The following is a 23,400-nucleotide window of genomic DNA, read 5'->3' on the forward strand; positions in this document are numbered from 1 at the left end:
GGGCTGCGACATATCAGCGAGGCGCGCCGGGGGCAGGTCGAAGGGGAGGTTTGCGCCATGGGTGAGGAGCATCGCTCCGAACGGGCTGGCCATGGATGGCCAGCACCGGTCCTGCAAGCGAAGCAGGATGCGGGAGCGCAGCAGGGCGCAAGGTAGCGCCCAGGGATGGGTTTACAGCGCCTCCCCGCAGGCCTGCCCCCGGATCAGCGCCGAGCAACCTGTCCCCAGCGCCCCGGTCTGGCGCTGGCACTCGTGATGCACTTGCCTTGCGCCGGGCGTTGAGGGTGCGATAATGCCGACACTCGATTTTATGGCGTCCGGGGGTTAACACCCTTCATCCTCCCCGGAGACAGCAATGACAAGGCGGCTTAGCCACTATGAATCCCAACTATCTCGACTTTGAACAGCCCATCGCCGAACTGCAGGCCAAGATCGAAGAGCTGCGGCTGGTCGGCAACGACAGCAAGATCAACATCAGCGAAGAGGTCGCCAAGCTCGAGGAGAAGAGCAAGAAGCTCACCGAGTCGATCTTCAAGGACCTCAGCGCCTGGCAGGTCTCGCAGCTGTCGCGCCACCCCCAGCGTCCCTACACCCTCGATTATCTCGAGCACGTCTTCAGCGACTTCGACGAGCTCCACGGCGATCGGCACTTCGCCGACGATGCCGCTATCGTCGGCGGCGTGGCGCGGCTCGACGACAAGCCGGTGATGGTGATCGGTCACCAGAAGGGCCGCGACGTCAAGGAGAAGGTGCGCCGCAACTTCGGCATGCCGCGCCCCGAAGGCTACCGCAAGGCGTGCCGCCTGATGGAGATGGCCGAGCGCTTCAAGATGCCGGTGCTGACCTTTATCGACACCCCCGGGGCTTATCCGGGTATCGATGCGGAAGAGCGCGGCCAGTCCGAGGCGATCGCCTACAACCTGGCGGTGATGTCACGGCTCAAGACGCCGATCATCGCCACGGTGGTCGGTGAGGGCGGCTCCGGCGGGGCGCTGGCCATCGGCGTGTGCGACGAGCTGGCCATGCTGCAGTACTCCACCTACTCGGTGATCTCCCCCGAGGGGTGCGCCTCGATCCTCTGGAAGAGCGCCGAGAAGGCCTCCGAGGCCGCCCATGCCATGGGCATTACCGCCGAGCGCCTCGAGGAGCTCGGCTTCGTCGACACCCTGATCCCCGAGCCCCTGGGCGGCGCGCATCGGCACCCGCGGACTACCGCCAGCCGCGTCAAGGAGGCCCTGCAGGGCAGCCTGGAGCGCCTGCAGAGCATGGATGTTGACGCCCTGCTGGAACGTCGCTATCAGCGCCTGATGAGCTATGGGGCTCCAGCGTAGCGCGATGTTGCTACAAACCCTGATCGATGACGCCCTGGCGGAGACCCCGCCGGGGCGCGCTGTCTGGGTGGCGCTATCCGGTGGGCTCGACTCCTCGCTGCTGCTGACCCTGGCCGCCGATGCCTGTCGTCGCCATCCCCGCCCGCTGCACGCCCTGCATGTTCACCATGGTCTGCAATCCGCCGCCGACGATTTCGAGCGCCACTGCCGCCAGCTCTGCGCGCAGCTGGGCGTGCCGCTGAGCGTCGAGCGGGCCAGCGTTGCGCCCGATGGCGGTCAGGGGCTGGAGGGGGCCGCCCGCGAGGCGCGCTACGCCGCCTTTGCTCGCCGGGTAGGCGAGGGCGAGACGCTGTGGCTGGCCCAGCATCGCGACGACCAGGCCGAGACCTTTCTGCTCGCGGCGCTGCGTGGTAGCGGCGTGCGCGGTCTGGCCGGCATGCCGCCGCGGCGCCTCTGGCAGGGTCGCGAGCTGCAGCGCCCGCTGCTGGGTGTGGCCCGGGCCGAGCTCGAGGCGGCCGCCAGGCAGCTGGCGGTCAGCTGGGTCGAGGATCCCAGCAATGATGATATCGCGCTGGACCGCAATCGCCTGCGCCATGCGCTGATGCCGGCACTCGAGGCGCGTTGGCCGCAAGCGGCGGCATCGCTGGCGCGCTCCGCGCATCTGGCCGGCGAGGCCGAAGCGCTGCTCGGCGAGCTGGCGGCACTCGATCTGGCCACACTGGGAGGCTGCGCTGAACGGCTCCCTCTGGCGCCGCTAGTGGCGCTATCGGCGCCGCGCCAGCGGCTGTTGCTGCGCCACTGCTGCCAGACACTGGGGCTGCCGCCTCCCCCAGCTGCGCGGCTGGCAACGCTACTTGAGCAGCTCGATAGCCGCCGCGACGCCGAGGTGCGCGTCGCCTGGTCGGGCGGAGAGGCGCGCTGCTGGCGTGACGCGCTATATCTGCTGGCGCCGTCCACGCCGCTGCCCGAGAGCTGGCAGGCAGACTGGGATGGTCGCCTGCCCCTCGATACACCGCTGGGGCGGCTCATCTGCACGCTGACGCATGAGCGCGACGAGGAGGTGGCGCTGCAGGTGAGTGCACGGCGTGGCGGAGAGCGGCTAGCTCAGCCGCAGCGCGGCCGCCGCGACCTAAAGCGGCTGTTGCAGGAGGCCGGGGTGCCGCCCTGGCGCCGTCGGCGGCTGCTGGTGGTGTGGCTTGGCGAGCAGGTGGTCGCGGTACTCGATGAAATGGGACGCGCCGTGGTGCCCTGTGCGCCGGGCTGGTCTCTTACACTTCATCAGCCTGGCCCGGCAGCACCAGGGTCAGGCTGATGCCGGCGGCAGCCTGGTACTCCACTTCCTGCTCGAGGTCGGTGATTAGCAGGGCGGCATCGTCGAGCGGTGTAAGCAGGGTCAGGATCAGGTTATCGCCATCTGTTGCCAGTTCGATGCCAGGCGTCGGGGTCTCCGGGCGCGAGTGGTTCATCAGCACCGCCAGGCGTAGCAGGCGTGCCAGACGCGCATAGGGGCGCTGCAGCGCCTGCGGCAGGTTGTCGAGCTCCTTGAGCGGAAACTTGCGACGGTGGGCGCGGACCAGGAAGGCCAGCACCTGCTGCTCGGGTCGCGAGAAACCGGGCAGGTCGGAGTGGTTGAGCAGGTAGGCGCCGTGTCGATGGAACTGGCTATGCGAGATGGCCAGTCCGATCTCGTGCAACTGGGCGGCCCAGTCGAGGAACTGTGCATGCTCGTCGACCAGCGCCCAGTCGCTACGAACCTGCTCGAACAGCGCCCGGGCCGTCACGGCGACACGCTCGGCCTGGTCGTGATCGACGCCGTAGCGGCGGCGCAGCGTGGCCAGCGACTGGCGGCGCGAGTCTTCGGCGGTGTTGCGGCCGGCGAGGTCGTAGAGCACCCCCTCGCGCAGCGCGCCGTCGGCGAAGCGCATTTCGGCCAGGTCGAAGGCCTCGAAAGTGGCGCAGAGGATCGCAATGCCGGCGGGAAACACCGAGGCGCGGTCCTCCTTGAGCCCTTCCATGGCCACCTGGTCAAGCCGTTTGCACTTGATCAGTCGCTTGCGCAGGCTTAGCAGCGCCTCGTGCTCGATCACCCCTTCCGGACACTCGCCACTGGCTGCCAACACCGCGGCAGCGGCCTTGATGGTGCCGCTGGAGCCGACCGGGTCGGCCCAGCCCAGGGCGCGATAAGCGCGACGGATGTTGGCCAGCTCGGAGAGTGCCGCAAGCTCGGCGCGGCGAAAGCGCTTTTCGCTGAGTTCGCCGTCGCCGAAAAAGCGCTGGGTATAGGTCACGCACCCCATATGCAGGCTCTCCAGCGCCAACGGAGCGAAATTCTCGCCGATGATGTATTCGGTGGAGCCACCGCCAATATCGACGATCAGCCGCCGGCCGTGCACCTCGGCCAGGGCGTGGGCGGCGCCCAGGTAGATCAGGCGCGCCTCTTCGCGGCCGGCGATGATCTCGATGCCGTGGCCGAGCTGGGCCTCGGCGCGGTCGATAAACTCGCGGCTGTTGCTGGCAGCACGCAGCGCATTGGTGCCGACGATGCGCAGTTGGTCGGGAGGGGTGTCGCCGATAAAGGGGGCAAAACGCGCGAGGCAGTCCAGGGCTCGCTGCATGGCCGCTTCGCTGAGCCGATTCTCTGCGTCGAGACCGGCGGCCAGTTGGACCTTTTCGCCGAGCTTGGCCACGACCTGCAGCTGACCGCTCTGATAGTTGGCGACCAGCAGGTGAAAGCTGTTGGAACCGAGATCGATGGCGGCGAGTCGACGGGAGGTGTCGCTGGCGCTAGGCATCCTGCGCGTGGCCGAATCAGAGAGCATGTGGGGATCCTTGCATCTACATCGCTCAAGGTTGCGGTGACCTCCGATGCTTGTCAATCCAGCTTCGCGGATACCAGGCGATACAGGGCTTGCGTTTGCCGTCGGGCTTGTCTAACATCGAATCGTTCGCCTGTTCCGAATACTTCCCGACCGCGTCGCGGTCAACCTCAAGTCGTCAGACAGCCCGCTGATTCCGTGCCGGACAATGGTGTTATTTCCGAGCCGTTAATCAGGCGACACGAACATTGCTTCCCTCGCGCTTGCCATCGTCTCTGTCGTTTCCTGACGGGAACGCCGTTTGGCGAATGTCTCCCGAGTGAATGCCCGCCGGGCCCTGAACGCACCACGCGGCGTTTCGTCACCGCCTCCTGTCTTATTCCGGCGATTCATATCGCCCCGCTGACACGAGCAATTTCTGAACAAACCGATGAATCTTACCGAACTCAAGCAAAAGACCGTGCCTGAACTGTTGGAAATCGCCCAGGAAATGGGTGCCGACAACCTCGCACGGTCACGTAAGCAAGACATTATCTTCGCCATTCTCAAGAAGCACGCCAAGAGCGGCGAAGACATTTATGGCGATGGCGTACTGGAGATACTCCAGGACGGTTTCGGCTTCCTGCGTAGTGCCGATAGTTCCTATCTGGCCGGGCCCGATGACATCTATGTCTCGCCCTCTCAGATCAGGCGCTTCAATCTGCGCAAGGGCGATTCCATCTCCGGCAAGATTCGTCCGCCCAAGGAGGGCGAGCGCTATTTTGCGCTGTTGAAGGTCAATCAGATCAACTTCGACAAGCCGGAAAACGCCAAGCACAAGATCCTGTTCGAGAACCTCACGCCGCTGTTCCCCGATCAGCGCATGGTGATGGAGATCGGCAACGGTTCTACCGAGGATCTGACGGCGCGCATCATCGACCTCACCGCGCCCATCGGCAAGGGCCAGCGCGGCCTGATCGTCTCGCCGCCCAAGGCCGGCAAGACGCTGATGCTGCAGAACATCGCCACCTCGATCACGCGCAACAACCCCGAGTGTCACCTGATCGTGCTGCTGATCGATGAGCGTCCCGAGGAGGTCACCGAGATGTCGCGCACGGTGCGGGGTGAAGTGGTTGCCTCGACCTTCGACGAGCCGCCGGCGCGCCACGTACAGGTCGCCGAGATGGTAATCGAGAAGGCCAAGCGTCTGGTCGAGCACAAGAAGGACGTGGTGATCCTGCTCGACTCCATCACCCGTCTGGCGCGTGCCTACAACACCGTGGTGCCCAGCTCCGGCAAGGTGCTCACCGGTGGTGTCGACGCCCATGCCCTGGAGAAGCCCAAGCGCTTCTTCGGTGCCGCGCGTAACATCGAGGAGGGCGGCAGCCTGACCATCATCGCCACCGCGCTGGTTGATACCGGCTCGAAGATGGACGAGGTGATCTTCGAAGAGTTCAAGGGTACCGGCAACATGGAGGCGCACCTCGACCGCAAGCTGGCCGAGAAGCGCGTCTACCCGGCGATCAACATTCGCCGCAGCGGTACCCGCCGCGAGGATCTGCTGGCCTCGGAAGATGAGATGCAGCGCATGTGGATTCTGCGCAAGCTGCTCAATCCGATGGACGATATGGGGGCGACCGAATTCCTGATCGACCGGCTCAAGGATACCAAGACTAATATTGAGTTCTTCGAGGCAATGAAGCGGCGTTAATGGCTGGTGGCTGTCGCCCGGAAGGCTGTGTTTCCGGGGTCAGCTGCCATCTTCACCGCGGCTGATCCGGCGGGAGGCGACTCGCGAAGACGCTGTAAACCCTTCCCTGGGCGCTCCATTTTTCATCCCTGAAAAATGAGCTTCGCTTGCACCTCCCCCCGGCGCCGCTAGCGTAGATGCCTCGCTGGCCTATCGCCGGCACAGCCGCGGTGGTGTGGCAGAGCGGTGGATTGTCGAGATGGCAGCAGCGAAGTGAAGGGGGGCAGCATGCTATGCTGCCCCTTTCGTCGTTTTTGATACAGGAAGCCTATGAAGTACAAGGACCTGCGCGACTTCATCGCGGCACTGGAGGAACGGGGCGAGCTGGTGCGGGTCAGCGCCGAGGTCGACCCCTATCTCGAGATCACCGAAATCTGCGACCGCACCCTGCGCGCCGGCGGGCCGGCGCTGCTGTTCGAGAACGTCAAGGGTCACAGCATGCCGCTGCTTGGCAACCTATTCGGCACTCCGCATCGGGTCGCGCTGGGCATGGGTGAGGAGTCGGTCGAGGCGCTCAGCGAGGTCGGCAAGCTGCTGGCCTTCCTCAAGGAGCCTGATCCGCCCAAGGGCATGCGCGACGCCTGGAACAAGCTACCGATCTTCAAGCAGGTCATGAGCATGGGCCCCAAGGTGGTGCGGTCATCACCGGTGCAGGAGGTGGTCCTCGAGGGCGATGAGGTCGACCTCGATCGCCTGCCGATCCAGCACTGCTGGCCGGGAGACGCCGCGCCGCTGGTGACCTGGGCGCTGGTGGTGACCCGCGGGCCGCACAAGACGCGCCAGAACCTGGGCATCTACCGTCAGCAGAAGCTTGGCAAGAACCGCTTGATCATGCGCTGGCTGTCGCACCGCGGCGGCGCGCTCGACTTCCAGGAGTTCCAGAAGGCCAATCCCGGTCAGCCGTTTCCAGTGGCGGTGGCGCTGGGCGCCGATCCCGCCACCATCCTCGGCGCGGTCACCCCGGTGCCGGACTCGCTCTCTGAATACGCCTTCGCCGGGCTCTTGCGGGGTTCACGCACCGAGCTGATCAAGTGCGGCCACGCCGACCTCGAGGTGCCGGCCTCGGCGGAGGTGATCCTCGAGGGCTATATCTACCCCGACGACACTGCCCCCGAAGGCCCCTACGGCGACCACACCGGCTACTACAACGAGGTCGAGCACTTCCCGGTGTTCAGCGTCGAGCGCATGACCATGCGCCGCGACGCCATCTACCACTCCACCTACACCGGTCGGCCGCCGGATGAGCCGGCGATCCTCGGGCTCGCGCTCAATGAAGTTTTCGTGCCGATCCTGCGCAAGCAGTTTCCCGAAATCGTCGACTTCTATCTGCCGCCGGAGGGCTGCTCCTATCGCATGGCGGTGGTGACCATGAAGAAGCAGTACCCCGGCCACGCCAAGCGCGTGATGATGGGCGTGTGGAGCTTCCTGCGCCAGTTCATGTACACCAAGTTCGTGGTGGTGCTCGACGACGACGTCAGCGCCCGCGACTGGAAGGATGTGATCTGGGCCATTACCACCCGTATGGATCCGGCACGGGACACCGTGCTGGTCGAGAATACGCCCATCGACTACCTCGACTTCGCCTCGCCGGTGGCCGGTCTCGGCTCCAAGATGGGGCTCGATGCCACCAGCAAGTGGCCCGGCGAAACCGACCGCGAGTGGGGCACGCCGATCGTCATGGACGAAGGCGTCAAGCAGTCGGTGACGGCGCGCTGGGACACGCTCGGCATCCCGCTACCGGGCGATGCCACCACAGACAAGAGGACGCCATGACGGCACGCATCCTGACCTGCCTGGTCGACGAGGTCGAGAACCTCACCCCCGACGTCTTCCGCGTGAGCCTGATGGGCCGCGCCGAGGCCGTTGCCCACGCCCCGGGCCAGTACCTCGAGCTGCAACTCGACGATGAGACCTGGGTGCCGTTCTCGATTGCCAATGCCCATCGCGGTGACGGCCTGATCGAACTGCATATTCAGCACTGGCCGGAGCGTGAGAATTCGGCCCGCCTGCGCGAGCTGATGCAAGAGGCCAGTCGTCTGACCCTGCGTCTGCCCGGCGGTGACTGTGTACTCGACCCGGACAGCACACGGCCGCTGCTGCTGATTGCCGCCGGCACCGGCTTCGCCCAGATGAAAGCGATCATCGAGGCGGCGCTGGCCAGTGACCCGACACGCGAGATCGACTTGTGGTGGGCGGCCCGCGAGCGCCGCGACCTCTATCTCGAGCGGCTGCCCCGTGAGTGGGCCGCGGAGTATCCCGGGGTACGCTTCCATGCGGTCAGTGAGATCGTTCCTGAGGAGCCGTTCGACGCTGAGGGCGTTAGCGGCCATCTGGGGCGTGTGGACGCGGTGCTCGGCAGCACCCTGAAAGATGTGGCGGGCCGCGATGTCTATCTGTCCGGTTCGCCGGGCATGGTCTACGCCTGCGTCGACGTGCTGGCGTCGCTGGGGCTCGACGCCTCGCGGGTATTCTCGGATGTATTTGCCTATGCACCGCGGGACCCGCTGGTGCCTACCGTGGGCAGCCTGGTCAAGCAGCGGGAGGCCTCGAAGTGAGCGCTTCGCCGATCCTGATCACCGGTGGCGCCCAGCGCCTCGGTCGCCACTGCGCTGAGCGACTGCTCGACGATGGTCATAGCGTGATCATCAGCTACCGTCGCGAACGTCCCGAACTCGAGACGCTGCGCGAGCGCGGTGTCGTCACTCTGGCGGCGGACTTTTCCAGTGAGGCGGGCATTCTCGACTTTATCGCGCGGCTCAGGGCGGCGACCCCCTCGCTGCGGGCGATTATCCACAACGCCAGCGACTGGGCACCTGACAGCCAGGAGGCGGATGCCGGGGCGACCTTCGAGCGACTGTTCCGAGTCCATATGCAGGCCCCCTATCTGATCAACCTGCAGTGTCGCGACCTGCTCGATGCCTGCACCGAGCCGCAGCGCGATATCGTGCATATCACCGACTATGTGGTACAGAAGGGCTCGAAGAAACATGCCGCCTATGCTGCCACCAAGGCCGGCCTCGACAACCTGACGCTGTCGTTTGCCGCCCTCTATGCCCCGACCATTCAGGTCAACGCCATCGCGCCGGCGCTGATCATGCTCAACGAGGGCGATGACGAGGCCTACGCGGAAAAAGCCAAGGCCAAGTCGGCGATGCAGATGATTCCCGGCCCAGGTGTGGTCTACCAGAGCCTGCGCTACCTGCTCGACAATCGCTACGTCACCGGCGCCACCCTGCCGGTCGATGGTGGCCGTCACCTGCGCTAGAATGGCGCCATTCAGGATCTACCCAATACTGTCAGGAGAGTACCCATGACGGAACAGGACCCCAACTTCAAAGACGATAGTGGCCTGCTGGCGATTACGCTGGGGCTGGTGGTAGTGGTGGCCTTGAGTGCGCTGCCGGCGACCATCGGCTGGATTCAGCTGGCCGGCTAAAGCAACAGAGTACTTGCCAAGCGCGCTCAGCGCGGTAGGATAGGCCCAACAGCACACTTGGAGCGACCCATGACCGCTAGTCACCGCCAATTCACCAGCGCCGACGCGATGCCCGCCATCGTCGTTGCCGCGTGGGCCTTGGTAGGCGGCTATTGGTATTGGTTTAGCGCCGGTGTGCCGGCGATGCGGTCGCGCTGACCCATCGCCAGGCACACCCTCCACGGGTTGCCTCCACCATCTCTCAGAACCCCCGGTCGGCAACCCGACCGGGGGTTTTGTTTTTGACATCATTGTCCAACGAGGAGACCGACCATGTTCGACCCTATCGCCTTCCCCACGCTGTCATGCACCGCTTACTACCGTGCTTATGGCAGCTGGCGATTTAGCGGCGTCCGGTCGGCTCAGCTCGCCACCTCCGACCGGGAGACCATCGGTGGCCCCACGACCCGATGTTCGACACCCTGTACGAGGTAAGCGCCATGAGCATGACTCTGATCAAACCGACCCCCAGCGATGCCGCCCCTGCCGCTGGCCTGGCCGCGCCTGCTGGCGAAGCGATAATGGAATCCCCCCTGCCCACGCCCCAGGCGCTGCGCCAGCAGCTGCCCCTCGATGGCGAGCTACGTCAGCGAGTGGCCGCCCAGCGCGAGGCGGTCAAGGCGATTCTCGATGGCCGCGATGACCGCCTGCTGGTGGTGGTCGGACCCTGCTCGATCCACGATCCCAGGGCGGCCCGCGAATACGCCGAAAATCTCAGTGTGCTGGCGCGCCAGGTCGAGGACCGGCTGCTGCTGGTGATGCGCGTCTATGTCGAGAAGCCGCGCACCACGGTGGGCTGGAAGGGCTTGGCCTATGATCCGCACCTCGACGGTAGCGACGACATGGCCCACGGCCTCGCTCAGTCCCGTGGGCTGATGCGTGACGTGATCGCCCTGGGTCTGCCGGTGGCCACCGAACTGCTGCAGCCGATGGTCGCCAGCTATCTCGACGACCTGCTGGCGTGGACGGCGGTTGGTGCGCGTACTACCGAGTCCCAGGTGCATCGCGAGCTGGCCAGCGGCCTGGCGGCGGCGGTGGGTTTCAAGAATGCTACCGACGGCGGCATCCAGGTGGCAATCGATGCCATCCAGGCCGCGGCCCATGGCCACCGCTATCCAGGACTTTCCGACTCAGGACTGCCGAGCCTGCGCCACACCCCGGGCAATCCGTACACCCATGTGGTGCTGCGCGGCGGCCACGGCGCGCCCAACTATCAGGCCGAGCATGTGGCATCTACCCGCCGTGCGCTGGAGGCGGCGGGCCTGGCACCGCGGCTGATGGTAGACTGCAGCCACGCCAATTCACGCAAGGACCACCGCCGCCAGAGCGAGGTACTGCTCGACGTGCTCGATCAACGTCTGGCCGGCGAGAAGGGGCTGTGCGGGGTGATGCTGGAAAGTCAGCTGTTCGAAGGGCGACAGCCGCTCAAGCCGGGCGCAATGCGCCACGGGGTCTCGGTTACCGATGCTTGCATTGGCTGGGAGACCACCGAGCATCTGCTGAGTCTGGCGGCCGAGCGGCTGCGCTAAGGTTATCCGAGGAACCCACTGCCGATGATGTTTCGTTTCGAATCCCATGAGCCCGAGGTGTATCGCCGCAAGGCGCGGCTGATCAGCATTGCCATGGCTGCCCAACTGATCGTGCTGGGCCTGCTGTTCTCACAGCTGCTGACCCGTGCCTTCGGCTCCAGCCTGTGGCTCAACGCCCTGGGGGTGCTGCTCGGGTTGGTGGCCACCAGCCTGGTATTTGCCGCACTGCGCGAGCGGCCGTGGATGCAGGAGATGCGCTACGTGTGGCAGCTCAAGCACCACCTGTCGCGGGTCAGCGGCTATCTGCCGGCGCTGCGCCGCGGCGTTGCCGAGCACAACCACGTGGCGCTGGGTATTTTGAGCTTCTATCACCAGGGCATGGCGCAGCTCGCCGAGCTCAACGGGCGCACCCTGGACGACGATAGCGAACTGATCGCCGAGCGCCAGCAGCTCCTTGAGCAGCGTGAGCGGCTGGGGCTGCCCCTCGAAGTGGACGGCTACGATACCGAGGACCTGGCCGCCTTTAAGCGCGGCTAAATTTATTATAGGGAAGCGCTGTATAAATCGGCGAGCGGGATGAAGCACAAGGCGCACGGAGCACAGAAACCGGAGCCTATGGGGTATAGGTGAGGATTTCGAGCACCGCGCAACGCAGTGATTCGCCCGCGCAGCCATTTATTCAGTGTTTCCTCAAGCCTTGCTGGCGTAGGCGTAGAGCAGCGTCTCCTGGGCGCTGATCGGCGCGGCGTCGCCCAGTTCCCGCTTGGTATAGCCGCCGTCGCTGTCGAGCAGCCAGCTCTGGCAGTTGTCGACCAGGTAGGTTTCCAGGTCCTTGCGCACCCGGGCGGCGAGCTTGTTGTCGAGCAGCGGAAAGCAGGTTTCGACGCGGTGGAACATGTTGCGCTCCATGAAGTCGGCGCTGGAGGCCCATACCTCGCCGCTGCCGTCATTGTGGAAGTAGAACACCCGGGTGTGCTCGAGGAAGCGGCCGATGATCGAGCGCACCCGGATATTGTCCGAGATGCCCGGCACCCCGGGGCGCAGGCAGCACATCCCGCGGATGATCAGGTCGCACTCCACCCCGGCGTGGGAGGCGCGATAGAGGGCGCGAATCAGTTTCGGCTCGGTGAGGGAATTGCATTTGATGATCAGATGCGCACGGCGGCCGGCGGCGGCGTGGGCGGCCTCGCGCTCGATCATTGCCACCAGCCGCTCATGCAGGGTAAAGGGGGCATGCAGCAGGTGCTCGATATGCCGCGCCTTGCCCATGCCCGAGAGCTGCTGAAACACCTTGTGGACGTCATCGCACAGCACCTCATGGGTGGTCATCAGACTGTAGTCGGTGTAGAGCTTGGCGGTACCGGCGTGGTAGTTGCCGGTGCCGAGGTGGGCGTAGTAGCGCAGCTCGCCGCGCTCGCGGCGCACGATATGCATCAGCTTGGCGTGGGTCTTGAAGGCCATTACGCCGTAGATCACGATGGCCCCCGCCTCCTGAAGACGCGATGCCAGGGCAAGGTTCTCGGCCTCGTCGAAGCGCGCGCGCAGCTCGATCACCACCGTGACCTCCTTGCCGCCGCGGGCGGCGTCGACCAGCGCCGAGACGATCGCGGAATCGGCGCCGGTGCGGTACAGGGTCTGCTTGATGGCCAGTACGGCCGGGTCGCGGGCCGCCTCGGCGAGCAGCTCCTCCACCGGGGAAAAGGACTGGTAAGGGTGGTGGAGCAGGATATCGCCGTCCTTGATGGCGTCGAACAGCGAGTCGTGTTTTTTCAGCGCCTTGGGCAGGCCCGGCGTAAAGGGCCGATAGCGCAGCTCCGGGCGCTCGACGTCTGCCAGTACCGCCATCATGCGGGTCAGATTGACCGGACCCTGAACGCGATAGAGATCGCTCTCCTCGAGTTCGAACTGCTTGAGCAGAAAGCTGGCCAGCGCCTCGGGGCAGTTATCGGCGACCTCCAGGCGCACGCCGCTGCCGTAGCGGCGCGCCAGCAGCTCGCCGCGCAGCGCCGAGGCCAGATCAGAGACCTCCTCGGGGTCGACGGAGAGATCGGCGTTGCGGGTCAGGCGGAACTGATAGCAGCCGCGCACCTGCATGCCCGGGAACACCTCGTGGGCGTGGGCGTGGATCATCGACGACAGAAACACGTATTCGCTATAGCCGTCCGAGCAGCACGCCGCGGGCAGTGCAATCAGGCGCGGCAGCGAGCGCGGCGCGGGCAGGATCGCCAGGCCGCCCTCGCGGCCGAAGACGTCCTTGCCCTCCAGTTCGACGATAAAGTTGAGGCTCTTGTTGACCAGTCGTGGAAAGGGGTGGGAAGGGTCGAGGCCGATGGGGCTGATCACCGGCATGATCTCGTCATCGAAATACTCGCGCACCCAGGCCTGCTGGGCCGGGGTCCACTGGTCGCGACGGCGAAAGCGCAGCTTCTGCTTCTCCAGCGCGGGGATCAGCACCTCATTGAGTATCCGATACTGGCGGGTGATCTGTTCGTGGGCGATGCGCGAGATCTCATTCAAGACCTGACGTGGCAGCATGCCGTCAGCGCCGGTGCTGTCGTTGCCCAGCGCCAGCTTGTGCTTGAGCCCGGCGACGCGGATCTCGAAGAACTCGTCGAGATTCGACGAGAAAATCAGTAGGAACATCAGCCGGTTGAGCAGCGGGTGCGAGGTATCCAGCGCCTGCTCCAGTACCCGGATGTTGAACTGCAGATGCGACAGCTCGCGGTTCAGATAGAGTGCCGGGTCGTCGAGATTGAGCGCCGCTGGCTCGCCCTTGGCCCGCACCCCGGTACGGGTGCGGTTGACTCGCAGAGGCAAAGGCTCGGTTGCCGCTACCGACGGCTGGTCAGGCTCGGGCGTGGCACGCGGGTCTTCCATCTCGCCTCCTGAGGCAGAGGAAGGGCCGCGCGGCTCGCTGCCGACCCTTCCGGTTAGCGGACGAGCAGGCGTGCCGCTCGCTTGGCAAAGTAGGTCAGCACACCGTCGGCGCCGGCGCGCTTGAAGCACATCAGCGACTCGAGCATCACCTTGTCGGCGTCGAGCCAGCCCTGCTCGAAGGCCGCCATGTGCATGGCGTATTCGCCGCTGACCTGATAGGCAAAGGTCGGCACCTTGAGCTCCTCCTTGACCCGCCGGACCACGTCGAGATACGGCATGCCCGGCTTGACCATCACCATGTCGGCGCCCTCGGCGATATCCATGGCCACCTCGTGGAGCGCCTCGTCGCCGTTGGCGGGATCCATCTGGTAGGTGGTCTTGTCCGCCTTGCCCAGATTGCCGGCCGAGCCCACGGCGTCACGAAACGGTCCGTAGTAGCTCGAGGCGTACTTGGCGCTGTAGGCCATGATGCGCGTGTTGTGCAGGTGCTCCTGCTCAAGCACGCCGCGGATCGCGCCGATGCGCCCGTCCATCATGTCCGAAGGGGCTACCACGTCGGCGCCGGCCTCGGCGTGGGAGAGCGCCTGCTTAAGCAGGGTCTCCACGGTGCGGTCGTTATGCACATAGCCCGCCTCGTCGAGAATTCCGTCCTGACCGTGGCTGGTGTAGGGGTCGAGGGCCACGTCGGTGATCACGCCGAGCTCGGGGAGGGCGGCCTTGAGCTCACGCACGCTGCGCTGAACCAGGCCGCTGGCGCTGTAGGCCTCTTCGGCCAGCTCGCTCTTGAGCTCGACGTCGACCACTGGGAACAGCGCCAGGGCTGGAATGCCCAGCTCGAACGCCTCGCGGGCCTCCTCGATCAACAGGTCAAGCGAAAGCCTTTCGACGCCGGGCATCGACGGCACTGCCTCGCGGCGACCACTGCCCTCGAGCACGAACACCGGCCAGATCAGGTCGGCGGCGGTCAGCGTCGATTCGCGCATCATGCGGCGCGAGAAATCGTCCTTGCGCATGCGACGCATGCGGGCTGCGGGAAACTGTCGGGATGTGCCAAGGCTCAAGGTAATTCTCCGGTCGTTAAGCGTGACCGCCGTATCAGTATGGGTCGCCGAGATGACCAAACGATGACAGCGACGGCGCGTGACGTCAGTGTCGGCTGTAGTGCAGACGATGCCTCGAGTATATCAGTGCCGGCCAGGGGGTGAGAGCCACGGCGCAGACGCTGCGCTGGAGATAGGCTAGAGTGAGGGGTTCCTGCTGCCGGGCGGCAGGCATCACGGTCACAAGGAGAGCGGTATGAGCAAGCAGGTGGCAGTCATTCTGTCGGGCTGCGGTGTCCAGGACGGCGCCGAGATCTACGAAACCACCCTGACCCTGTTGCGTCTGGATCAACTGGGTATCGGCTATCGCTGTTTCGCCCCGGACATCTCCCAGCACCACGTCATCGATCATCGCAGCGGCGAGCCGGTACCCGATGAGGAGCGTAACGCGCTGACAGAATCGGCACGCCTGGCGCGGGGCGAGATCAGTGAGCTCGCCGAGCTCGACCCGGAGGCCTTCGATGCGGTGATTCTGCCCGGCGGCTTCGGCGTGGCCAAGACGCTGAGTGATTTCGCCACTGCCGGCAGCGATATGCAGGTGCTGGAGTCACTTGGCGCGCCGCTTGTGGCCTTTCACGAGGCGCGCAAGCCGATCGGCCTGATGTGCATTGCGCCGGTGCTGGTGCCGCGGCTGTTTGGCGAAGGCATTGCGGTGACCATTGGCCATGACCCGGCGGTCTCCGGGGCGATCAGCGCCATGGGCGGCCTGCACCGTGGCTGCAAGGTCGACGATATCGTGGTCGACTTCGAGCACCGTATCGTCACCACCCCGGCCTATATGCTCGCCGAGAGCATCAGCGAAGCGGCTACCGGGATCTTCAAGCTGGTCGAGCGCATCGATGAGCTGATGGATCTATAAGCGCCGAGCTACAAGCGCCTAGCGCCCAGCCGCTCGGCGCTACTCTTCTTTCTCGCGCTTCTTGCGCTGCGCCAGGCGACCGAACAGCATGCCTACCTCGTAGAGCAGATACATGGGCACCGCCAGCAGGCTCTGGGAGATGATGTCCGGCGGTGTCAGCAGCATGCCGATGATGAAGCAGCCGAGGAAGATATAGGGGCGTTTCTTCGACAGACTCTCCACGCTGGTGACGCCGGAGTAGATCAGCAGGAAGGTGGCAATGGGGATCTCGAAGGCCACACCGAAGGCGAAGAACAGCTTGAGGACGAAATTCAGGTAGGAATTGATATCGGTCATCACCGCCACGTTCTCCGGCCCGGTCTGGGTAAAGAACTGGAACAGCAGCGGGAATACCACGTAGTAGGCGAAGGCTGCGCCGGCATAGAACAGCGCCACGCTGGAGGCAAGGATCGGAATCGCCAGGCTCTTTTCGTTGTCGTAGAGCCCCGGGGCGATAAACGCCCAGGCCTGGTGCAGCACGAACGGCACGGCGATGAACACCGCCACCACCAGGGTCAGCTTGAAAGGCGCCAGGAACGGCGACGCGACCTCGGTGGCGATCATCTGCGAGCCTTCCGGCAGCATGTCCACCAGCGGCTGCGACACGAAGATATAGATGTCGTTGGCGAAGGCGTAGAGCCCGAGGAAAATCACCAGGATCACCACCACCGAGCGCATCAGCCGCGAGCGCAGCTCGATGAGATGCTCGATCAGCGGTGCCTGGGACGCTTCATTGGTGGTGTTACGCTGCTTGTCGAGAGAGCCGTCGTCGCTCATCGGGAGGGCGAATCCTTGTCACTGGGGGGCGATGATGGCGCCTCGGCGGTTGCCTGCTCTGACGTCGCACTGTCGCGTCGTGCCTTGCTCGACAGCGCCTTGTCCAGGCGCTCGTCGGGAGGCGGCGGGGCCTCCTCGTCAGCGGCGGACTCGGCCTTGCGAGGAGCGCTGCTGTCGGGCTCGGCGTAGCGCTCCACGTCACGCTTGACCTTGCCCAGGCTCTCGTCGAGCTTTTTCTGCTGCTCGTCGAGTTTCTGGCGCAGCTCTTCGGCCTCCAGCTGAGAGTTGATTTCACGCTGCATGCCCGACACGGTGCGCTTGATCTTGCCGATCCATAGCCCGGCGGTGCGTGCCGCCTTGGGCAGCCGCTCGGGGCCTAGCACCAGCAGGCCAACGATGCCGATCAGCAGCAGTTCGAGGAAACCGATATCCAACATGGGCGGTTACTTGCGCTCTTCCGGGTCCTCGGCTTTCTGCTCGGCCTGGACATCGTAGGTGTGGCCGGCTTCCTCTTCATGGCTGACCTTGCCCTGGGGCTGGTCGGCGGCCTCGTCTTGGTCCTTGTCCTTATCCTTGTCGTCCTCGTGCATGGCCTTCTTGAAGCCTTTGACTGCACCGCCGAGATCACCGCCGACGTTGCGCAGTTTCTTGGTACCAAACACCAGGATGATGATGCCGAGTACGATCAACAACTGCCAGATACTGATGCCACCTAACATGGTTGGGTCTCCCACTAATCGAATTATGCGTGCTGGTTCAGGGCGACGGCGTGCGGGCGGCCTTTTCATCCAACCCGGAGGTGCCGAAGCGACGTGCCAGTTCGTCGAGTACCGCCTGATGCTCGATGTCGAGGTGCGACAGCATCACCAGGCTATGAAACCACAGGTCGGCGGTTTCAGCGACCACTGCCTGACGGTCGGCATCAACGCCCTGTGCCGCATCCTTGGCGGCGAGAATCGTCTCGGTGGCCTCTTCGCCGACTTTTTCGAGAATCTTGTTCAGCCCTTTATGGTGCAGGGCGGCCACGTAGGAGCTGTCGGCGGCGGCGTGGCGGCGCTCGGCGAGCACCTCAGAAAGCCGTTCGAGTATATCGCTCATGTAGTGTCATCCTCCGTCGCGGGGTGGGTGGGGTCAATGCCAGGCCAGCAGCAGCACGCCGAGTGCGGCCACCGCCACCACCGGCCAAGGCTGCTGCAAGGCCCACCCCAGCAGGGGCTGCCAGGCGAGGGCGGCTGCCAGCAGCAGTACGCCGAGGCGTAGACGGCGGGCCCCGCGACTGCTGGATACCAGTTGACGCCGCATGCCCACCAGGGACTCGGCCTGGCGGCGGCGCTGCTGGCGCTCCAGTTCGGACCGCGACATCATTTGATGGGCGAGTACCGGCAGCTCGGGCAACTGGCGGGTCAGCTCCGGCGCCTGGCGCTTGAGCGACTCCCACAGGCCGCTGGGACCGGCACGCTCTTTCATCCAGCGCTCCAGGTAGGGCTTGGCGGTGCTCCACAGGTCGAGATCGGGATAGAGCTGACGACCGAGGCCCTCGATATTGAGCAGGGTCTTCTGCAACAGCACCAACTGTGGCTGCACCTCCATGTTGAAGCGTCGCGCGGTCTGGAACAGGCCCAGCAACACCTGGCCGAAGGAGATATCCTTGAGCGGCTTCTCGAGGATCGGCTCGCACACTGCACGGATCGCCGCGGCGAACTCATTGGCGCGGGTGTCCTCGGCGACCCAGCCCGATTCGATATGCAGGGCCGCGACCTCATAATAGTCCTGGTGAAAGAAGGCCAGCAGATTTCGCGCCAGATAGTCCTGGTCCTCGCGGGTCAGGCTGCCGACGATACCGCAGTCGATGGCGATATACTGCGGGTCCTGGGGATTGCCGCGGGCGACGAAGATATTGCCAGGGTGCATATCGGCGTGGAAGAAGTTGTCGCGGAACACCTGGGTGAAGAAGATCTCCACGCCGCGCTCGGCAAGCTTCTTGAGGTCGGTATCCTGGGCCTTGAGGGCGTCGAGATCGGCCACCGGTACGCCGTGGATGCGCTCCTGGACCATCACCCGCTTGCGGGTCAGCGACCAGTGAATGGCCGGCACGTAAAGTATCGGCGAATTCTTGAAGTTGCGCTTGAGCTGGGAGGTGTTGGCGGCTTCCTTGTGCAGGTCGAGCTCATCGAACAGCGTCGACTCGTAGTCGCGCACCACTTCCACCGGGCGCAGTCGTTTTGCCTCGGGCACGCGCGCCAGGACCTGCGCCACGCGGTACATCAGCGCCATGTCCTGGCGCATGACCCGGTCGATGGCGGGGCGGATGATCTTGACCACCACATCCTCGCCGCCGTGCAGTCGGGCGGCGTGGACCTGGGCGATCGAGGCCGAGGCCAGCGGTGTGGTGTCGAAGCTGGCGAAGGCCTCGGTCAGCGACATCTCGAGCTCCTCTTCGACCAGCGCCACGGCGTCGGCGCCGGGGAACGGCGGCACCTGATCCTGCAGGCGTTTGAGCTCGTCGGCGATGTCCGGAGGCAGCAGATCACGCCGCGTCGACAGCATCTGGCCGAACTTGACGAAGATCGGGCCCAGCGTTTCCAGCGCCAGGCGCAGCCGCTCGCCGCGGGAGTGGCGGCCGATAGGCACCAGTCGCAGCGGTGAGAGTCGCAAGCAGAGGCGAAGCCACCACGGCAGACGATCCAGCGGGATCAGCGTATCCAATCGAAAGCGGGTGACCACCCAGATAATGCGCAGCAGCCTCATGCCGTGCCTCCGCGATGGGCGGCCAGCCGCCGCTCGAGGCGTGCCACGCGGGCTTCGAGCCGGTCACTGGCTAGCTCGACATCGGTGAGCAGGTCGCGGGCCACCTCGTGCTGGCCCCGGCCGGTGAGCAGACGCGCCTCCTCGAACAGGTACTCGCTGAGGTCGGCGCGCAACTGGCGGGCACTGCGTGCGCCGAAGCGGCCAAGGCGGCGGCCGCCCTCGGCCAGCCGGTGGGCCGGCTGCGCGCCGAGCAGGCGGGCCAGTTCGCCCTCCCAGTCGGCGTCCAGATCCAGCAGCAGGTCGCGCAGCGCCTCGAGCAGGGCCGGGTTACCGCGCACCGCAAGGCGCCCGCTGAACATCAGGCGTTCGATGCTTTCACCGCCGAGCAGGGCGCCCAGGCTCTCGGCGTCGAGGTCGACCCGGGCATCGGCGCCTGCCGCATCGTCATCGCTGGCGTGCTGCAGATGCAGCCCTTGGGCATGCACCTGCAGCAGCAGGCAGAGAGGCGGCGTGGCAAGGTTGACCACCATCCGCTTGCCGGCCAGCGCCTCGAGGCGCGCCGGCGCCGCGGGGTCGCGGGCCAGCAGCGCGTTGAGGGTCGCTTCGAGGCCGGCCAGCAACATCACAGCTTGATGCCGCGGTGCAGGGCGACGATGCCGCCGGTAAGGTTGGTGTACTCGACCCGCTCGAGGCCGGCGGCTTCCATCATCGCCTTGAGGGTCTCCTGGTCCGGGTGCATGCGGATCGACTCGGCGAGATAGCGGTAGCTGTCGGCGTCATTGGCGACCAGCTCGCCCATCTTGGGCAGCAGGCGGAAGGAGTATTCGTCGTAGACCTTCGACAGCAGGGCGCTGGGCGGCTTGGAGAACTCCAGCACCAGTAGCCGGCCGGCGGGCTTGAGGACTCGGGCCATGGAACGCAGCGCGGCGTCCTTGTCGGTGACGTTGCGCAGGCCGAAGGCGATGGTGATGCAGTCGAAGCTGTTGTCGGGAAAGGGCAGGCATTCGGCATTGGCCTGGACGTACTCGACGTTGCCGCCGACGCCCTGGTCGAGCAGCTTGTCGCGGCCGACGCGCAGCATGGACTCATTGATATCGGCCAGCACCACGCGCCCGCTCGGGCCTACCAGCCGCGAAAACTTGAGCGTCAGATCACCGGTGCCGCCGGCGATATCGAGCACGCTGTGCCCGGGGCGGACGCCGGCGCGTTCGATGGCCAGGCGCTTCCAGATGCGGTGAATGCCCAGCGACATCAGGTCGTTCATGACGTCGTAGCGGGCCGCCACCGAGTGGAAGACATCGGCGACGCGGGAGGCCTTCTCTTCGAGGGGGACTTCCTGATAGCCGAAGTGGGTGGTGCGCTTGTCCATGGATGGTCCCTGGCTGAATTCGTCGAGCCGACGTGCCGGGCACGTCAGCAAATGGCGATATTGTAGCGCCCCGCCTGGGGTGTTGTCCTGCGCGGTGGGGTTGCGGGCAGGGCGATTAACGTTATCTCGAAGCGAGAACGCCGGGGACAAGCCGAAGAGGAGGTGTCGATGCCATGGATGGCATCGGTAGCGCCCAGGGATGGTTTACAGCGCCTCCTCGTAGGCTTGTCGACGGGTCAGTTTCGAGCGGTGCCGTCTAACTGCAGTAGCCCCGGGCCTCAGAGCTGCTTGAACTGGATGGTCTGGGGTTCCCGGGAGGCGCCGGCCTCGTCCAGGCGGCGCAGGTAGTCGGCCCAGTTGGTGTCGTGATTGATGGCGAGGGCGTAGAGGTAGTCCCAGCTGTAGAGGCCGGTATCATGGCCGTCGTCGAAGTGCAGCTTTAGCGCGTAGTTGCCGGCCTGGGTGATGTTCTGCAGGCCGACGTCCTTCTTGCCGACCTGCAGCACAGCGGTATCGGGGCCGTGACCACGCACCTCGGCAGAGGGCGAGAAGACCCGCAGGTACTCGACGCTGAGCAGGAAGCGCTGGCCGTTGGGGTACTCGAGCTCCAGCTCGCGGGCCTTCTGGTGGTAGTGCACCTTGCTGGGGATCGGTATATCCATATTGATGGCTCCGGGGTTGAGGCCTGAGGGGCGTAGCTGTCGACGCTACTGACTCTGCCCGAGCGATATTTCGGCCCGGCCAGCATCGAGCGGGCGCGGCATTAGCCGACGACAGGCCTGCGCGGAGGCGCTGTGAACCCCTCCCTGGGCGCTACCTACGCCATCCATGGCGTAGAACCTCCGCTTCGACCTGTCCTCGGCGCCACGCCGCCTGCCACTATTCTGATGCTTAGAGAATATACCGCGACAGATCCTCATCCATGGCCAGTTCGCCGAGCTGCGAGTTGACGTAGTCGGCGTCGATGACCAGCGGGCTGCCCAGGTCGCCGCCCTTGAACGAGGCTTCCTCGAGCAGGCGCTCCATCACCGTATGCAGGCGACGCGCGCCGATGTTCTCTGTGCCTTCGTTGACCTGCCAGGCGATCTCGGCGATGCGCTGGATGCCGTCCTCGGTGAAGCTGATCTCCAGGCCGTCGGTGGCCAGCAGCGCCTGATACTGCTTGGTCAGTGCCGCGGAGGGCTCGGTGAGGATGCGCTGGAAGTCGTTGGGGGTCAGCGCCTCGAGCTCGACGCGAATCGGCAGACGCCCCTGCAGCTCGGGAATCAGGTCGGAGGGCTTGGAGAGGTGGAAGGCCCCCGAGGCGATAAACAGGATATGGTCGGACTTGACCATGCCGTGCTTGGTCGACACCGTCGAGCCCTCGATCAGCGGCAGCAGGTCGCGCTGCACGCCCTCGCGGGAGACTTCGCCACCGCTGGACTGCTGGCCCTTGGTGACCTTGTCGATCTCGTCGAGGAAGACGATGCCGTTCTGCTCCACCGCTTCGATGGCGCGGCGCTTGATCTCCTCCTCATTGACCAGCTTGGCGGCCTCTTCGTCGCGCAGCAGCTGCCAGGCGTCCTTGACCGCGACGCGCTTGGTTTCGCTCTTCTGCTTGCCCATGTTGGCAAACATGCTCTGCAGCTGGTTGGTCATCTCCTCCATGCCCGGCGGCGTCATGATATCGATACCCGGGCCCTGGGGCGTGATCTGGATATCGATCTCCTTGTCGTCGAGCTGACCTTCGCGGAGCTTCTTGCGGAACAGCTGGCGGGTCGAGCCATCGCTGCGCGGCGCGTCCTCCTGGCCCCGTGGCGGCGGCAGCAGGGCATCGAGGATACGGTCCTCGGCGGCGTCATCGGCCTTGTGACGCACCTCCTCCTTGGCCTGCTCGCGGGTCAGCTTGATCGAGGCCTCGGTAAGGTCGCGTATGATCGACTCGACATCGCGGCCGACATAGCCGACCTCGGTGAACTTGGTGGCCTCGACCTTGATGAAGGGCGCATTGGCCAGCTTGGCCAGGCGCCGGGCGATCTCGGTCTTGCCGACCCCGGTGGGGCCGATCATCAGGATGTTCTTGGGCGTCACTTCACCGCGCAGCGAGTCGTCGAGCTGCATGCGCCGCCAGCGGTTGCGCAGGGCGATGGCCACGGCGCGCTTGGCATCCTGCTGGCCGATGATGAACTGGTCGAGGGCGTGAACGATTTCACGAGGTGTCATCTGGGTCATGGGGGCGCCTTCAGAGCTCTTCGAGAGTGACGTTGTGGTTGGTGAACACGCAGATGTCGCCGGCGATATCGAGGGATTTCTCGGTGATCTCGCGAGCGTTCAGCTCGGTGTTCTCCAGCAGCGCGCGGGCCGAGGCCAGGGCGTAATTGCCGCCTGAGCCGATGGCGATGATGCCGCGCTCCGGCTCCACCACGTCACCGTTGCCGGTGATGATCAGCGAGGCGTCCTTGTTGGCCACTGCCAGCAGCGCTTCCAGGCGCCGCAGTGCGCGGTCGGTGCGCCAGTCCTTGGCCAGCTCCACGGCGGCCTTGACCAGGTGCCCCTGGTACTTCTCCAGCTGCGACTCGAAGCGCTCGAACAGGGTGAAGGCGTCGGCGGTGCCGCCGGCGAAGCCGGCCAGGACCTGACCGCGATACAGCCGGCGCACCTTGCTGGCGTTGCCCTTCATCACCGTATTGCCGAGTGACACCTGGCCATCGCCGGCCAGTGCCACCTTGCCGTCGCGGCGCACGGATACGATCGTGGTCATGTGATGATTGC

General features: G+C 65.2%; 23 protein-coding genes. 10 read left to right on the forward strand and 13 right to left on the reverse strand.

Translation table 11 applies throughout. The annotated features are described in order from the left end of the window. Positions 1–377: 377 nt before the first annotated feature. Both accA and tilS read left to right on the forward strand, forming a co-directional pair. On the forward strand, positions 378–1,331 hold the full coding sequence (gene accA / locus IEI94_RS22180) for an acetyl-CoA carboxylase carboxyl transferase subunit alpha (protein WP_191169491.1): 954 nt from the start codon (positions 378–380) through the stop codon (positions 1,329–1,331). Positions 1,332–1,335: 4 nt separating this feature from the next. Beyond that, complete coding sequence (tilS, locus tag IEI94_RS22185) at positions 1,336–2,643, forward strand: tRNA lysidine(34) synthetase TilS (protein ID WP_224750231.1); 1,308 nt, start codon at positions 1,336–1,338, stop codon at positions 2,641–2,643. Here the strand turns inward: tilS and ppx are convergent. After that, complete coding sequence (ppx, locus tag IEI94_RS22190; protein WP_191169495.1) at positions 2,600–4,150, reverse strand: exopolyphosphatase; 1,551 nt, start codon at positions 4,148–4,150, stop codon at positions 2,600–2,602. The genes tilS and ppx overlap by 44 nt on opposite strands. A 427-nt stretch (positions 4,151–4,577) precedes the next feature. Here ppx and rho point away from each other — a divergent pair, with 427 nt between their 5' ends. From rho to IEI94_RS22220, 7 genes are all read left to right on the forward strand, one after another. Then, a complete protein-coding gene (gene rho / locus IEI94_RS22195; RefSeq protein WP_191169497.1) occupies positions 4,578–5,837 on the forward strand; it encodes a transcription termination factor Rho in 1,260 nt (419 codons plus the stop codon). A gap of 309 nt (positions 5,838–6,146) precedes the next feature. Further along, the gene (ubiD, locus tag IEI94_RS22200) at positions 6,147–7,649 is read left to right on the forward strand and encodes a 4-hydroxy-3-polyprenylbenzoate decarboxylase (RefSeq protein WP_191169499.1); all 1,503 of its coding nucleotides are present in this window, start codon (positions 6,147–6,149) and stop codon (positions 7,647–7,649) included. Then, positions 7,646–8,431, forward strand: a complete 786-nt coding sequence (locus IEI94_RS22205) for an NAD(P)H-flavin reductase (protein WP_191169502.1) — start codon at positions 7,646–7,648, stop codon at positions 8,429–8,431. The genes ubiD and IEI94_RS22205 overlap by 4 nt, the downstream gene beginning before the upstream one ends. After that, on the forward strand, positions 8,428–9,141 hold the full coding sequence (gene folM, locus IEI94_RS22210; RefSeq protein WP_191169504.1) for a dihydromonapterin reductase: 714 nt from the start codon (positions 8,428–8,430) through the stop codon (positions 9,139–9,141). Before IEI94_RS22205 ends, folM begins: the two co-directional genes overlap by 4 nt. 45 nt (positions 9,142–9,186) lie before the next feature. Further along, positions 9,187–9,312: a hypothetical protein gene (locus IEI94_RS22835; protein ID WP_263574664.1), complete on the forward strand. Its 126-nt coding sequence runs from the start codon at positions 9,187–9,189 to the stop codon at positions 9,310–9,312. A gap of 560 nt (positions 9,313–9,872) precedes the next feature. Further along, positions 9,873–10,880, forward strand: coding sequence for a 3-deoxy-7-phosphoheptulonate synthase (locus IEI94_RS22215; protein ID WP_224750345.1), 1,008 nt, complete (start codon positions 9,873–9,875; stop codon positions 10,878–10,880). Positions 10,881–10,904: 24 nt separating this feature from the next. Beyond that, on the forward strand, positions 10,905–11,417 hold the full coding sequence (locus tag IEI94_RS22220) for a DUF3087 family protein (RefSeq protein WP_191169506.1): 513 nt from the start codon (positions 10,905–10,907) through the stop codon (positions 11,415–11,417). A gap of 153 nt (positions 11,418–11,570) precedes the next feature. Here the strand turns inward: IEI94_RS22220 and ppk1 are convergent, their stop codons facing one another. Together ppk1 and hemB are read right to left on the reverse strand one after the other, a co-directional pair. Beyond that, positions 11,571–13,757 carry a polyphosphate kinase 1 gene (ppk1, locus tag IEI94_RS22225; RefSeq protein WP_191169508.1) on the reverse strand — a complete coding sequence of 729 codons (2,187 nt, stop codon included), beginning with the start codon at positions 13,755–13,757 and terminating at the stop codon, positions 11,571–11,573. 53 nt (positions 13,758–13,810) lie between these two features. Further along, entirely contained in the window at positions 13,811–14,818 is a 1,008-nt protein-coding gene (gene hemB / locus IEI94_RS22230; RefSeq protein WP_191169510.1) for a porphobilinogen synthase, read from the reverse strand. 235 nt (positions 14,819–15,053) lie between these two features. Here hemB and elbB point away from each other — a divergent pair, with 235 nt between their 5' ends. Continuing rightward, entirely contained in the window at positions 15,054–15,716 is a 663-nt protein-coding gene (gene elbB, locus IEI94_RS22235; RefSeq protein WP_191169512.1) for an isoprenoid biosynthesis glyoxalase ElbB, read from the forward strand. Positions 15,717–15,755: 39 nt separating this feature from the next. On the opposite strand, the gene tatC is transcribed toward elbB, so the two are convergent. From tatC to hslV, 10 genes are all read right to left on the reverse strand, one after another. Next, a complete protein-coding gene (gene tatC / locus IEI94_RS22240) occupies positions 15,756–16,532 on the reverse strand; it encodes a twin-arginine translocase subunit TatC (RefSeq protein WP_191169514.1) in 777 nt (258 codons plus the stop codon). Next, entirely contained in the window at positions 16,529–16,969 is a 441-nt protein-coding gene (gene tatB / locus IEI94_RS22245) for a Sec-independent protein translocase protein TatB (RefSeq protein ID WP_191169516.1), read from the reverse strand. Before tatB ends, tatC begins: the two co-directional genes overlap by 4 nt. A gap of 6 nt (positions 16,970–16,975) precedes the next feature. Beyond that, on the reverse strand, positions 16,976–17,251 hold the full coding sequence (tatA, locus tag IEI94_RS22250; RefSeq protein ID WP_191169518.1) for a Sec-independent protein translocase subunit TatA: 276 nt from the start codon (positions 17,249–17,251) through the stop codon (positions 16,976–16,978). A 37-nt stretch (positions 17,252–17,288) separates the two neighbouring features. Further along, positions 17,289–17,630 (reverse strand): phosphoribosyl-ATP diphosphatase, encoded by a 342-nt coding sequence (locus IEI94_RS22255; protein ID WP_191169520.1) that lies wholly within the window; start codon positions 17,628–17,630, stop codon positions 17,289–17,291. Between the two features lie 33 nt (positions 17,631–17,663). Further along, complete coding sequence (gene ubiB / locus IEI94_RS22260; RefSeq protein WP_191169522.1) at positions 17,664–19,280, reverse strand: ubiquinone biosynthesis regulatory protein kinase UbiB; 1,617 nt, start codon at positions 19,278–19,280, stop codon at positions 17,664–17,666. Further along, complete coding sequence (locus tag IEI94_RS22265; RefSeq protein ID WP_191169711.1) at positions 19,277–19,903, reverse strand: SCP2 domain-containing protein; 627 nt, start codon at positions 19,901–19,903, stop codon at positions 19,277–19,279. The genes ubiB and IEI94_RS22265 overlap by 4 nt, the downstream gene beginning before the upstream one ends. After that, entirely contained in the window at positions 19,903–20,649 is a 747-nt protein-coding gene (gene ubiE, locus IEI94_RS22270) for a bifunctional demethylmenaquinone methyltransferase/2-methoxy-6-polyprenyl-1,4-benzoquinol methylase UbiE (protein WP_191169524.1), read from the reverse strand. The genes IEI94_RS22265 and ubiE overlap by 1 nt, the downstream gene beginning before the upstream one ends. 278 nt (positions 20,650–20,927) lie before the next feature. Further along, a complete protein-coding gene (locus tag IEI94_RS22275; protein ID WP_191169526.1) occupies positions 20,928–21,311 on the reverse strand; it encodes a gamma-butyrobetaine hydroxylase-like domain-containing protein in 384 nt (127 codons plus the stop codon). 229 nt (positions 21,312–21,540) lie between these two features. Beyond that, positions 21,541–22,860 carry an ATP-dependent protease ATPase subunit HslU gene (gene hslU / locus IEI94_RS22280; protein WP_191169528.1) on the reverse strand — a complete coding sequence of 440 codons (1,320 nt, stop codon included), beginning with the start codon at positions 22,858–22,860 and terminating at the stop codon, positions 21,541–21,543. A 10-nt stretch (positions 22,861–22,870) separates the two neighbouring features. Beyond that, the gene (gene hslV, locus IEI94_RS22285; protein WP_191169530.1) at positions 22,871–23,389 is read right to left on the reverse strand and encodes an ATP-dependent protease subunit HslV; all 519 of its coding nucleotides are present in this window, start codon (positions 23,387–23,389) and stop codon (positions 22,871–22,873) included. Positions 23,390–23,400 lie beyond the last annotated feature (11 nt).

It is taken from the genome of Halomonas sp. ML-15 (genome assembly GCF_014779595.1).
Classification (GTDB): Bacteria; Pseudomonadota; Gammaproteobacteria; order Pseudomonadales; family Halomonadaceae; genus Franzmannia.